We start from the raw sequence: 13,108 nt of genomic DNA on the forward strand, positions 1-13,108 counted from the left end.
GAAGGGTTGGCGACGCTGCTCAGCGGCAGTGGCTTGGTCGCCCGCAAGACCACATCGGGGTACGTGGTGCTGCCGGGCAAAACCGAATCCAGTGTGCAGCTCGACGCCACCAGCATCGAAGCCGCAGCGACGCAGAGTGCCTTCGAGCCGGCGGGCGGTTACTTCGCCAGCAACGCCAGCAGTGCGACCAAGAGCGACCGGCCGATCCTGGAAACCGCCCAGAGCATCAGCGTGGTGACGGCCGAGCAGATCGCCGATCGCAAGGTCAACCGGGTCGAGGATGCGGTCGCCTATACGGCAGGCGTGCGAGTTGGCGGCTCGGGCCTGGATCCGCGGTTCGACACCATCAACGTGCGTGGTTTTGAGACCACCCAGTCCGCCGATTTTCTGGATGGTCTGCGTCAGGCTGGCAGTGGTTGGTTAGCCTTGCCTTCCATCGAGGCCTACAGCCTGGAGCGCATCGAGGTGCTCAAAGGCCCGGCATCCGTGCTTTACGGACAGATAAGCCCCGGTGGCATGGTCAATCGGGTGAGCAAGCGGCCTAGCCTGTTGGCGAAAAACCAGGTCGAGGTGCAGGCCGGCAGCTACGACCACCGGCAGGGCCAGTTCGACATCGGCGGCAAGCTGGATGAAGAGGGCGATGTACTTTTCCGCACTGTGGGCATCTATCGTGATGCCGAGTATTCCATCGAGCAGATGGACAACAACACGCGCCTGCTGGCGCCTTCGCTGAGCTGGCAGATCGACCCGGATACCAGCCTGACGCTGCTGGCCCAGTATCAGGAACGGCAGACGGCTGCGTCGCCGATGCTCTATCAGGATGGCGGCCACCTCACCAATATCTGGCAGGGCGACGAGTACTTCGACAAGCTCGAGCAGCGCAAGTGGTCGATCGGCTACGAGTTCGAGCACGCCTTCAACGAGACCTTCAGCCTGCAGCAGAACCTGCGTTACGGTCAGTTGGATACCACCAATCAGTACCTGGATGTTGGGCCGGTTAGCGTCGACAACATTCTTCCTCGCAGCACCGCCGGCAGCTACGAGGATATGTCCACGTTATCCACAGATACTCGTCTGGTGAGCCGTTTCGCCACCGGTAATCTGCAGCACACCGTGGTTAGTGGGGTGGACTACGCCTGGCTCGACACGGCCCTGGTGTATGCCACGGGTGCTGCTCCGTCGCTTGATCTCGATGCGCCTGACTACCATCAGCCGATCTCTGACCCGGACAACATTCTGGTTGATAGGGACGGCCTTGAGCACCGTGCAGGCATGTACCTGCAGGATCAGATCGAGCTCGATCGCTGGCGCCTGTCCGCTGGGCTACGTCGTGACTGGGTGCATGCGCGCTCCAATGGCGACCAGTTCGGCGTAGACGTCAACAGCAAGACCAGCAATTCGGCTACTACCGGATCGCTAGGTGCGCTCTATCTGTTCGACAACGGCCTTGCCCCTTACGCCAGCTATGCGACTTCGTTCCTGCCGCAGAGCGGTTCCGACTCCGTTGGCAAACTGTTCGAGCCGAGCGAGGGCGAACAGTACGAGATTGGCCTCAAGTATCAGCCGCCGGGCAGCAGCACCCTGCTCACGGCCTCGTTGTACCACCTGACACAAACCAACGTGGTGACGCGGGATCCGGCAAACAGCAGCTTTCAGGTTCAGACTGGCGAGCAGGTTTCTCGCGGCCTCGAACTGGAAGCAGTTTCCGACCTGAGCGATAACCTGCGAATGACCTCCAGCTACAGCTTCAACGACGCCGAAGTCACCAAGGACAGTGACTATCAGGGCAAGGCGCCGAAGAACGTGCCGCGTCACATGGCATCACTCTGGCTGGATTACCGTCTGCCGTTCGGACTCGGCGTGTCGGGCGGTGCGCGTTATACCGGCAGCACCTACGGCAACGGCGACAACACCCTGAAGAACGAGGCCTACACCCTGATCGATGCCGGTGTGCACTACGACTTCGGCGGTGGCCTGGATGGCGTGCGCCTCGCCCTCAATGCCCGCAACCTGACCGACAAGCGCTACATCAATTGCCAGGACAGCAATTGCTACCGCGGCGAAGCGCGCAGCGTGGTCACCAGCCTGAGCTACAACTGGTGATCGCAGCAGGTTGGCGGCGTGCCTTGCTGAGCGCGCTACTGCTGGGCAGCCTGGCGGTCGCCCAGGCCGAGCCGGTGGCGCTGGACGGTACCGAGCAATGGATGATGAAAAGCGCCGAAGGGCGCGAGTACCGCATCATGATCAGCCAGCCGGAGGGCGATGTGCCGTACACCGGCGGCTACCCGGTGATCTACCTGCTCGACGGCAATGCCTACTTCCCGGCCTTGCATGCCGCCAAGCGTGCTCAGGAGCGGCTGCGCGGGTCGATTCTGGTGGCCATCGGTTACCCGAGCGACACGCCCCTGGACTTCGAGCGCCGCGCGTTCGACCTGTCGCCGCCGCAATCGGCCGAGCGCAACACGCCACCCCAGGGTGGGCAGGATCTGTTTCTCGACTTTATCGAGAAACGCCTGATGCCCAGGGTCGCCGAGCGCTTCAAGGTCGATCAGGATCAGCGCAGCCTGGTCGGCCATTCCTTTGGCGGGATGTTTGGCATCTATACGCTGTTCACCCGCCCCGCCTTGTTCCAGCACGTGGTGGCGATCAGCCCGAGTCTATGGTGGCGTGATCGCTACCTGCTGGAGCATGAGCAGGCTTTCTTCAAACGGGCCCACGCAGGTCAGCTGGATCTTATCCACAGCAGCCTGACGCTGTTGATAGGGGATCGCGAAGCGCCCCAGGGCATTCAGGATGCCCGCGCCCTGCAGCTGCGCCTGCAAGGTCTGTCGCAGTACGGGCTGCGTAGCGATTTCCATGTAGAAGCAGGCGAGGATCACACGTCGATAGTGTTTCGGGTGGCTTCGCGGGTGCTGGACGAGTTGATCAGCACACGGCGGTTTTGATTCTAGACATAGCCGCTTGGGTGGCGATGCAGGCTGTTCAAAAAGTATCCAATGCTGTGCAGGCCACTGAATACAAGAGCTTTTCAGACTTATGCACAGGTACCCACGAGATTTATCCAGAGACCCTGTGAATAAAGAACGTTTGCTGGTCAGATTCTGTACAGATCCCTGGAGCGCTTGTTTCATATGGCCTGTGGCTGAGAGCTACCAGGTTATCCACAGACTAAGTCACGGTAATTGTGAACATCACCCTGCCTGTCGATAACTTCGCCGTGGCCAGACACGCGCTGCAACCACTCGTCATCCAATCGTCATGTTAGTGACATAGCGTCCCTGCGCATCAGAAGAAAGCAGGAGCACCGTGATGCATGACGATCAATTGACTGACCTTGAACGTTTGACCCTTTCCCGACGCCGTTTCATCGGCGCAGGCGCGCTGACTGGCGCCGCATTGTTTCTCGGTGGTGGTCTGCTGGGCCGTAGCGTGTTGGCCGACTCGATCAGTGCAACGGTCGGCAGCCCGCTGCTCGGCTTCAACAACATTGCTGCGTCCGCGGCCGATACCATCACCTTGCCGCCCGGTTATTCGTTCAGCACATTGATCAGTTGGGGCCAGCCGCTGCATGCCAGTGGCCCGGCGTTCAAGGGCGATGGCAGCAACACTGCAGCCGAGCAACTGCAGCAGTTCGGTGACAACACCGATGGCATGAGTTTCTTTCCCTGGCCGGGCGACGCGGATCGCGCGTTGATGGCCATCAACAATGAATACGTCAATTACCGCTACCTGCTGGTTCACGGCGGTTTGCCGAAATCCGCCGAGGACGTGCGCAAGGCGCAGAATGCCGAGGGCGTGACGGTGATCGAAGTGCGTCGCGGTGCCAGTGGCTGGGCGTTCGTTCAGGGCTCGCCTTACAACCGCCGGGTGCATGGCAACCTGCCGATGGACGTCAGCGGCCCGGCACGTGGCCACGAGCTGCTCAAGACCGCCGCCGACCCGGCTGGCATCGAGGTTCTCGGTACCTTCCAGAACTGTTCCAGCGGCCAGACCCCCTGGGGCACCTACCTGACCTGTGAAGAGAACTTCAGCGACTGCTTCGGCAGCAGCGATGCAGGCCTGCAGTTCACTGCCGATCAGAAGCGCTTCAGCGTGCTGCATGCCAGCGCGGAAAACGAATGGCACCACTTCGATCCGCGTTTCGATGTGGCGAAGACGCCCAACGAGTTGAACCGCCATGGCTGGATCGTCGAAATCGATCCGTTCGACCCGCAAGCCAAACCGATCAAGCGCACCGCCCTTGGCCGTTTCAAGCATGAGAACGCTGCTCTGACGACCACCCGCGATGGTCGCGTGGTGGTCTACATGGGCGACGACGAGCGTGGTGAGTTCATCTACAAATTCATCACCCGTGATCGCCTCGATCGCGGTAATGCCAAGGCCAATCGTCATCTACTCGACCATGGCACGCTGTATGTGGCGCGTTTCGACGAAGGTAACGGCAATGCCGATCATCCCAAAGGTCGTGGCCGCTGGATCGAGCTGACGGCGGGCAAGAACGGCCTGAGCGCCGAGAAGGGCTTCGCCAGCCAGGCCGACGTGGTGATTCGTGCACGTCAGGCGGGTACTCAGGTCGGCGCCACGCGGATGGATCGCCCGGAGTGGATCACCGTCAGCCCGCAGGACGGCCAGGTCTACTGCACCCTGACCAACAACAGCAAGCGTGGCGAGGAGGGTCAGCCGGTCGGCGGTCCGAACCCGCGAGCCAACAACCTGTACGGGCAGATCCTGCGCTGGCGCGAGCACGGTGACGATGCGGCCGCGGCGGATTTCGAATGGGATCTGTTCGTGGTCGCCGGCAACCCCGTTGTGCATGCCGGTACGGCTCAGGCTGGTAGCCATGCGATCAATGCCGACAACATGTTCAATAGCCCGGATGGTGTCGGCTTTGACGGCGGCGGTCGCCTTTGGATCCAGACTGACGGCAAGTACAGCAACAAGGGTGACTACGCCGGCATGGGCAACAACCAGATGCTTTGTGCCGACCCCAAAACAGGCGAGATCCGCCGTTTCATGGTTGGCCCGGTGGGCTGCGAGGTGACAGGGCTGGCCTTTTCGCCGGACTACAAAACCATGTTCGTGGGCATTCAGCATCCCGGTGAAGAGGGCGGCTCGACCTTCCCGGATCATCGTCCCGGTGTCTATCCACGCTCCTCGGTGATGGTCATCAGCCGTGACGATGGCGGCGTGATCGGCGCCTGACGTTGTTTAGAGGGTAACCGTCGTGGCGCCGCGTATCACCACATTGCCGCCTTCCTCCGGGAGGCTGGGAATACTGATACCGAGCAACCTCAGGGTAGGCACGATGGCCCTCTGATCGCTGGCGCCCTCGTGGTTGTAGAGGCGTTGCAGGCACACGTGCAGCACGTAGCGTGGTGCGCTGGGGTCGCGGGCATCGAGGGCGATATTGCCATACGAGGGGTGGCCATTCTGGCCGGGCAGGCTGGTCCAGCTGAAACCGGCGGCATCCTGCTCCGGTGGTGGGCAGTTGCCACCCAGCCAGCTGTCCGGCAGCCAGCTGCGTTCCACCACACGGGTGACTTCCCGGCTGAGCAACTGGGTGTAGGCGGCGTTGCCGGGGTCGACCTGCAGGGTGGCGCGGGCGGCATCGGCGCTGACCTGCTTGAAGGTCAGCATCAGCAGCATGGGAATGCTGTAGGCGATGATCCCGTAGACCACCACGAAAAACACGCCGAACAGCATGGCGAATTCGATGGCCACGGCGCCTTGCTGGGTTTTTCGTTTGCTGCGTTTCACATCACACCTCACTGAACCAGGCGCGGGATGCCGCAGCTGATGCTGTGGACTTTGATTTCGCTTTTGCCCAGTTCCAGGCCAAGGCTGGTTAGCAGACTGCTGACCGCGCTGCCCACGGAGTTGAGCAGTGGTTTTAGCAGATCGAGCACAGGATTCAGGATGGTGAGTAGCAAGGGCTGGGAGTTACTGCTCAGGCCGAGCGCGGTGGCGAGGCCCGTCAGGACGCTGTTCAGCAGCCCTCCCTGAGCTTTTGTCTGCAAAGAGATAATCAGTTCATCGCGACAGCGAGTCTTGTTGGTGGCGCAGTTGATAAGACTCAATTTACTGTGCCACTCATCGGGCATCGTCGTATCCAGTAAAAGCAGCACGGGTCTGGGCCAGTTAAGCCCATCCGCTTTCATGGCCGCTCGAATGGCATCCTTGCTGCTGTAAGCCGCGAGGTATTTATCCGCGATCTGAGCAGCCTGGGCGGCGGTAAAGCCTGGAGAGCCGTCCGACCCCTTTGGCACCCCGAGCCCTATCATTCTGGTGACCTGTGAAAGCAGGTTGGCGATCGAGTCGCCAATCTTCAACTGATTGACTTGGGTTATATCGGACTCGTCCACGGCTAGCGTCACCTCATCTCGAACAGGATTGGTGCCGGTGCCAATCAGTGGCACTGCAGCCTTGCCCTTGATCAGGTCGGTGTTCAGCAGCCTGAGAATGCTGGCGTCCTCTAGGTTTGATTCGGTGCAACTGGCGCGGGTCGACCATAGCGTGCCGCTGGGCATATTGCCGATACAGATATTGCCGACCGTGGACTCGACTTCGATGGTCGCCTCCGGCTCTGCCAGAGAGCAGTTGATATCCGTCACTTCGCCCCTGGCACTCACCAAGTCGAGGATGATGGGTAGCTTGATCGAGGTGCCCAATATATTGAGCAGCGAGCTGGCTAGAGGAACACCCGTGCTGTCGATATTGATGTGCACGCGAGTCTGTGCGTTGAATGCTGTCGTTCCTAGAGGGCCGATACCGATGGCCGGGGGTTCTACTACGCCAAGCTCCACCTTCACCAGCCCGAGAAGATTCAGTTGATCCACCAGCAAACCGCGCCCCTGAACGGCAGTCATCAGGCCTGTGGATAACACGTCACCAAGCGCGAGTTTGGCATCCAATGCTGACCCGACGGCCCGGCCCGGCCCGGTGACGAGCTTCAACAGTCCGGGACGTTCATCGGTCGCCAGCAGATTGACCGTGGCGTCCTTCAACGTAGAGTTGGCCAGCTCGCTACCAAGCGCTCTGATATCAGCAGCCAACGCCTCGTTATGAGTCACCAGCTTTGCAGATACATCGATCAGCTTTTGAATGCCGACCGCATTGACTTTGGTACCCACTAATTCTGCCAATCCCTCTGGCGTAAGCGCTTTTAATTGATTGATGCCAACCTCCACCCCAAGCGCTTTTAGTAATTCGCCCGGTGTCACCTGAGCATTCGCAAGGCCTTCGGAGTCGAGTAGCGTCAGGCTGCTTATGTCTGCCCCGGCGGCTTTCAGTAGCCTTGGCAGCGCTCCGTTGGCATTGAGGTCGAGCAATTGGGCGCCGACGCTGAATACCGTCAGCGGATCGCTGTCTTTCTCGGCTACCGCCACGGCTTGCAGGTTCACGGTGGAGTTGCCGGGAAGGCCGAACAGACCACCGGTGCGTACGATGATGCTGGCAGGCACCTGGCTGCTGGTGACGACCCTGACGGCTCTGCCACCGGCATCGATTGTCGGTACCCGCAGGCCGTCGATGATCGCGATGCTCGCGCAGGACGATGTCAGCCCATCTACAAAGCCGTAGGACGCGGCGTTTTCGAGGGCATAGAGATGGGCCTTGGCGGTATCGAGAGCGCAGTTACCCGACTCAAGCCGGGAGATGGATTCCAGGGCTGCGGTATCGGCGAGCTTCTGTAGCTTGCGCTGTTCCAGATACAGGCGGCCGCTATCCACCACCAGGGCGAGAAACAGGATCGCCATGACCAGGGTCGCGGCGCTGAGGATGCTGAAAGCACCACGCTGGCGCTGCAGATCGGATCGAATGCGCCTCATGCTCAGCTCCCCGACCCTGCGTTGTACAAGCGGATGGTCGCTTCGCCGCGTATCTCGCTGGGCAGCTGTGGAACCTTCCAGCCGAAGATGGAGAACGGCGGCATGATGCTTTCAGGGTTGCCGTGGCGTACGCACACGCTCCACACCGTGCCGGTTTTCAGGAAGCCGTCGTAGCCGTTGCAGGTTTGCGTCCAGGCCTCCGGCAGCCAGGAATTACGCATTGTCTGCAACACGCGCTGCTGATGGAGGGCGAGTTGTTCCGGCGTGGGCGCGCGGGTATCGGGCGAGTGGATGGCATCGCGCAGGGCTTCGGTGGCCAACTCCTGGTAGGTAGCGCCAAGCAGGAAAGGAATGCTGTAACCCACCAGGCCATAGAAAATCAGGAAGAAAATGATGAAGGCGATGGAAAACTCGACGGCGACGGCACCGCGCTGCTTGTGAGCCGAAGGTATTTCTGAAGAGTGAGGCACTTCCCTGATCCTCGCGCCGTTGCAGTCGCTCAATGCGGCGGACATACAGCGGGTATAACCCGAGCTGCTGGTTCCGCTGGGCACAGGTCACCTGTACATGAAGTCGGCGGGGAGATGATGCCGATGACACACAGAGGGCTTGCCAGTAGATATGTAATAGCAAGCGGATATGCACGGCGCCATAGCACTTTGTGACTAACACCAAGCACCCTCACCCGCCGTGCGAGTGTTGGCCAGGCCCTCAGTAAAGCTGCGCTTTCAGCAGCGGCCTGAGCAGATAGTTGAGCACCGTGCGCTTGCCGCTGAGGATATCCACCTCGGCCACCATGCCCGGAATGATCGGCAGGATTTCATCGCGACGCTTGAGCTGGCTGCCGTCGGTCTTGATCAGCACTTCGTAGTAGAACTCTTTGCCCTGTGCCGTTTCCTCGGCAATGGTGTCGGCGCTGATTTGTTCCAGGGTGCCGTTCAGGTAGCCGTAGATGCTGTAGTCATAGGCGGTGATCTTCACCTTGGTGGGCATGCCGGGCACCAGGAAGGCCACGTCGCGGGGTTTGATCCGCGCTTCGATCAGCAACCGATCCTCCACGGGGATCACTTCCATGATCGGCTCGCCAGGCTGGATCACCCCACCTCGGGTGTTGATCAGCACGGTGTTCACCCGGCCGCGCACCGGTGAAAGGATCTCGGTACGGCGTAGTTGATCTTCCCGCTGTTGGACGATGGGCTCCAGGGCGCTGAGTTCGGCCTTCTTGCTCTGCCGCTCGGTGTAAGCATCCTGAAAGTAGCTGCTGCGCAGCTCGGTGAGTTTGCCGTTGAGCGTGGCGATCTCCTGGCTCAGCTTGAGCGCTTCCATCTGGCTCACGGCACGTTTGGCCACCAGCGGCTCGACCAGGTTCAGCTGCTGCTGCGAGAGGCGTATCTGCCGGTTGATGGCGCTGACGCCATCCTGCAGTTTGTCGCGCCGCGACTTGAACAGTTCCTGCTCGGAGCGGGCCAGGGGGCTCGCGGGGTCGATATCCTCGGGGAACGCGATGCGATCCTTGCCCAGCACTTCGGCATCCAGGCGTGCGATGGTGGCGCGCATGGCCGCCGACTGATTGGCCGACTCCTGGAACGAGGTACGAAAGCGCGTTTCGTCCAGCCGCACCAACGGTTGCCCGACCTCCACCAGATCGCCTTCGCCGACCAGCAGGCGATCGAGAATGCCGCCCTCCAGGCTCTGGATCTTCTGAATACGGGTGAACGGCACCACGCGGCCATCACCGCGCGTCACCTCATCGAGCTCGGCCCAGGTAGCCCACGCGATGGCCAACAATACGGTAGCCAGAATCGTCCACAGCAGGGGCCGGAACAGCGGGTGGGTGGCACTCAGCAACGGGTCTTCGAGCTGTCGGCGCAGGCGATCATTGGATGGCATGGTTGCCTCCTCGGTTTTCCGCTGGCGCGTTCACCACGTTGTCCTGCACCACCTGATCCAGAGCGCCATCCATGATCACCCGGCCCTGACGCATCACTACGGCGCGCTCCACCAGCGAGAGCATGACCTTCTTGTGGGTGACCAGAATCAGGGTACGCCCGGTGATCCACTGCTGCAGGTACTCGACCACCTGCTTTTCGCTGGTCTGGTCGAACGAGGATGTCGGTTCGTCGAGCAGTACGATGGGCGGATCCTGCACCAGCACGCGCACCAGCCCGACCGCCTGGCGCTGGCCGCCAGACAGGCTGGCATTGCCCTGAATGGGCATGTCCAACCCCAGCGGGTGGCTGCGCACCCAGGCGCCCAGGCCGACGCCGTCGAGGGCTTCGAACAGCTCCTCGTCACTGACCGCAGCACCTTCAAGATTGAGGTTGTCGCGCAGCGTGCCGTAGAACAGGGCGATGTCCTGAGGCAGGTAACCGATATGCCGGCGGCGATCCGCGGGGTCGATCTGGGTCAGGCTGATGTCGTCGACCATCACCCGCCCGGCAGTGGGGTCGAGTAACCCGGCGAGCAGGCGCAACAGCGTGGATTTGCCGGCGCCATTGCCGCCCAGTAGGGCGATGCGCTCACCTGCGCGAATGCTCAGGGCGTTGACGTCGACGATAGGCGGGGCGTCATCGTGGCTGAGGCGCAGCTGCTCAATACGATAATCGCCTGCCAGGTTTTCCTTGCGTACGAAGCGCTGGCCGGCGGGCCGTTCCACCGGTATCCGGTCATCAGTTGGTCGAGGCCTTCGAGGGCGACCTTGGTGTGCTGCCAGCGGCCGAGAATGCTGGCGATCTGTGACAGCGGCGCGATGGTTCGCGCGGAAAGAATCGAGCAGGCCACCAGAGCACCCATGCTCAGGTAGCCATCGCTGATGCGGTACACGCCGAACACCACCACGCCGACGTAGCAGAGCTGTTGCACCGTGCTCACCCCGTAGCTGAGCGCCGAGGTCAGGCTGTGGGTCTTCATGGCACTGCCTGCCAGCTGCGCGGTGAGGGTTTCCCACAGGTGCATGCAGCGGCCTTCGGCGCGGCTGGCCTTGACCGTTTCCAGGTGCTCGATGGATTCGAGAAGGATGCCGTTCTTCACTGCACCCTCGCGCAGATTCTGTCGGGAAAGCCGCGCCAGGCGACCTTGAGCGAGCAGCCCGGGCAACACCATCAGCACTGCGGCGACCGCAGGCACCCAGACCACATGCCCACCGATCAGCGCGATGATCAGCAGAAAGATGAGCACGAAGGGTAGGTCGCTGATCACCGCCGCGCTAGACGAGGTGAAGAATTCGCGTACCGACTCGAACTCGCGAATCTGCGTGCTGAAGGCGCCGACCGAAGCGGGTTTGGCGCCCAGTCGGGTATTGAGCACCCGCTCGAACAGCAGCGACGACAATTGCAGATCCAGACGTTTGCCAAGGGTATTGAGCAAGTGCGCGCGCAAACCGCGCAGCAGGCTTTCCAGGACGATAGCCAGGGCCACGCCACTGGCCAGTACCCACAGGGTGTCGAAGGCAGCGTTGGGCACCACGCGGTCATAGACCTGCATGGCGAACAGCGCTGCGGCAATCGCCAGCAGGTTGGCGATGAAGGCCGCTACGGCTACCTCGACATAGGAGCGACGCAGACGCTTGAGCGCACTGTAGAACCAGTGTTCGCGAGTCGGGCTGGCGAATTCTTCGGCGCGGCCATCGGGGCGATAGCGGCATTTGGCGAACACCGCCATGCCGCTGTAGATACTCTGCAGGTCGGCGATGGTCAGGCGTTGTACGCCGCCATCGCTATGGGGCACGAGGATCTCGGCGTGTTCGTCGTGCTGGCTGACCAGCACCACACAGCGTCCGTCTTCGAGCAGCAGCAAGGCGGGCAGCAGGTAATCGTCGATCCGCTTGAGCGGCTCCTCGGCGACCCGCGCGACGATATCCGCACGGCGCAGGGCGCGGGCGACCATGCGCAGGGGCAGGCGGCCCTGCTCCAGGGCGATGCCATCGGCCAGTTCGGCTCCTGTCACCGGTCTGCCGAGCTGGCGGCAGAGCAACACCAGACCCTGGCGCAGTGGGTCCTGATCGCCTCCCTTGCCCGCTGTTGCCAGGTTGTCAGGATCCATTCAGGCCATTCTCCAACAGGGGGCCGAGCAGACCGATCTGCGCGGCGGCACGGTACTCGAGGCGCAAGCGTTCGACCTGCAGCACGATCAACTGGCGCTCAGCCTCGAAGCGTTCACGTTGTACGGTAAGCAGGTCGATCACATCGCGGCGACCGACCTCGAACTGTTCACGGTAAAGGCCGCCGACCTGTTCCGAATCCCGCACCTGCACGGCGAGAGCATGTTCGCGCCAGAGCAGGGAGTCGCCGATATCGAACAGGCTCTGCAACTGGCGGCGGATGTCACGCAGGATGGCGTCCTGCCCCCAACTGGCCGACTCCAGGCGCTGCGCGGCGGCAGTGGGGCGCTGGAAATTGGAAAGCCCCTGGATGGTGTCCATGCGCAGGCGCAGGTTGACCATCGAATCGTTCTGCAGGCGCCCGCCGATTTCCCGGCGCGTCGCCGAGGCCTCCAGGTTCAATTGCGGCAGCAGCGCCGCCTTGGTGCCGCGCAGCTCGGCCTCGGCCAGGCTGGTATCTTCCACGGCGCGCTGATAAAGCGGCGAGCTGCTGATGATGCGTGGCAGGTCTCGTGTTGCCAGGTAGCGCTGCATGGAGGGCGGCCGGGGCTCGGCAAGACCCTCCGGTAGTGCTCCGACCAGCAGGTTGAACTGGTTGCCGGCATCGAGCCGTGCGCCCTTTTCCAGGGCCAGTTGCTCCTGGGCCCGGGAGATTTCCAGGCCGGCGCGATCCTGTTCGCTGCGATCCGAATAGCCATCTGCACCTCGCGCCTCGGTCATCGCCCGGATGTCGTCGAGCAGACGGATATGGCGGCGTACCGCGTCGATGCGGCGGTCGGCGACCAGTACATCCAGGTAGGTTTCGACGATATCCAGGGCGGCGTCTTCGCGGGTCACTTCGGCGGTGGCCGAGAGCTGGCGCTGCGTTGCCTTGGCGGTGTCGACCTGGCTTTCCACACGGCCCCAGTCGTAGAGCATCTGCGAGACGGTAACGTCGTAGACGGTCTCGCCCAGGTTGAATTCCTGAGGGCCGCCAGAGAGTGACAGCGATGGGTGGTAGCCGCCCCTGGCTATCTTCACCTCGGTTTCGGCGCGCGAGACTTCAGACAGCGCTGCACGCACTTGCGGGTGAATGGCCAGCCCGCTGCGCACCGCCTGATCGACCGGCATGGCCGCCGCCGAGGCGGGCAAACACAGGGCGAAGGCGACGCGCATGACCCAGTGACAACAACGTGTATCCATA

The 13,108-nt window shown here is 61.9% G+C and carries 8 protein-coding genes and 1 pseudogene; 3 read left to right on the forward strand and 6 right to left on the reverse strand.

Annotation, left to right across the window (positions count from 1 at the left end):
* The first annotated feature begins 6 nt into the window (after nucleotides 1-6).
* The 3 genes from K5Q02_RS04590 to K5Q02_RS04600 all read left to right on the forward strand — a co-directional run bounded on the left by K5Q02_RS04590 (nucleotide 7) and on the right by K5Q02_RS04600 (nucleotide 5,202).
* Entirely contained in the window at nucleotides 7-2,103 is a 2,097-nt protein-coding gene (locus K5Q02_RS04590; RefSeq protein ID WP_225836835.1) for a TonB-dependent siderophore receptor, read from the forward strand.
* Nucleotides 2,100-2,945: an alpha/beta hydrolase gene (locus K5Q02_RS04595; RefSeq protein WP_225836848.1), complete on the forward strand. Its 846-nt coding sequence runs from the start codon at nucleotides 2,100-2,102 to the stop codon at nucleotides 2,943-2,945. The genes K5Q02_RS04590 and K5Q02_RS04595 overlap by 4 nt, the downstream gene beginning before the upstream one ends.
* Nucleotides 2,946-3,309: 364 nt before the next feature.
* Nucleotides 3,310-5,202, forward strand: coding sequence for a PhoX family protein (locus tag K5Q02_RS04600; protein ID WP_225836850.1), 1,893 nt, complete (start codon nucleotides 3,310-3,312; stop codon nucleotides 5,200-5,202).
* 6 nt (nucleotides 5,203-5,208) lie between these two features.
* On the opposite strand, the gene K5Q02_RS04605 is transcribed toward K5Q02_RS04600, so the two are convergent.
* The 6 genes and pseudogenes from K5Q02_RS04605 to K5Q02_RS04630 form a co-directional block, all read right to left on the reverse strand.
* On the reverse strand, nucleotides 5,209-5,757 hold the full coding sequence (locus tag K5Q02_RS04605; protein ID WP_225836860.1) for a TadE/TadG family type IV pilus assembly protein: 549 nt from the start codon (nucleotides 5,755-5,757) through the stop codon (nucleotides 5,209-5,211).
* A gap of 8 nt (nucleotides 5,758-5,765) precedes the next feature.
* Nucleotides 5,766-7,826: a pilus assembly protein TadG-related protein gene (locus tag K5Q02_RS04610; RefSeq protein WP_225836863.1), complete on the reverse strand. Its 2,061-nt coding sequence runs from the start codon at nucleotides 7,824-7,826 to the stop codon at nucleotides 5,766-5,768.
* 2 nt (nucleotides 7,827-7,828) lie between these two features.
* Nucleotides 7,829-8,296, reverse strand: a complete 468-nt coding sequence (locus K5Q02_RS04615; protein ID WP_225836866.1) for a TadE/TadG family type IV pilus assembly protein — start codon at nucleotides 8,294-8,296, stop codon at nucleotides 7,829-7,831.
* 241 nt (nucleotides 8,297-8,537) lie between these two features.
* A complete protein-coding gene (locus K5Q02_RS04620; RefSeq protein ID WP_225836869.1) occupies nucleotides 8,538-9,716 on the reverse strand; it encodes an HlyD family efflux transporter periplasmic adaptor subunit in 1,179 nt (392 codons plus the stop codon).
* Nucleotides 9,703-11,867, reverse strand: a pseudogene (locus K5Q02_RS04625) (type I secretion system permease/ATPase). The gene K5Q02_RS04620 and the pseudogene K5Q02_RS04625 overlap by 14 nt, the downstream one beginning before the upstream one ends.
* Nucleotides 11,857-13,107, reverse strand: coding sequence for a TolC family protein (locus K5Q02_RS04630; protein ID WP_225836871.1), 1,251 nt, complete (start codon nucleotides 13,105-13,107; stop codon nucleotides 11,857-11,859). The pseudogene K5Q02_RS04625 and the gene K5Q02_RS04630 overlap by 11 nt, the downstream one beginning before the upstream one ends.
* Nucleotide 13,108: the final 1 nt, after the last annotated feature.

This window comes from Pseudomonas sp. MM211, assembly GCF_020386635.1.
In the GTDB taxonomy this organism is placed as follows: domain Bacteria; phylum Pseudomonadota; class Gammaproteobacteria; order Pseudomonadales; family Pseudomonadaceae; genus Aquipseudomonas.

What these genes read in the sequence shown, in the direction of transcription:
- K5Q02_RS04610 (WP_225836863.1), bottom strand. Translation starts at nt 7,826, where the DNA reads ATGAGGCGCATTCGATCCGATCTGCAGCGCCAGCGTGGTGCTTTCAGC.
- K5Q02_RS04620 (WP_225836869.1), bottom strand. Translation starts at nt 9,716, where the DNA reads ATGCCATCCAATGATCGCCTGCGCCGACAGCTCGAAGACCCGTTGCTG.
- K5Q02_RS04600 (WP_225836850.1), top strand. Translation starts at nt 3,310, where the DNA reads ATGCATGACGATCAATTGACTGACCTTGAACGTTTGACCCTTTCCCGA.
- K5Q02_RS04630 (WP_225836871.1), bottom strand. Translation starts at nt 13,107, where the DNA reads ATGGATACACGTTGTTGTCACTGGGTCATGCGCGTCGCCTTCGCCCTG.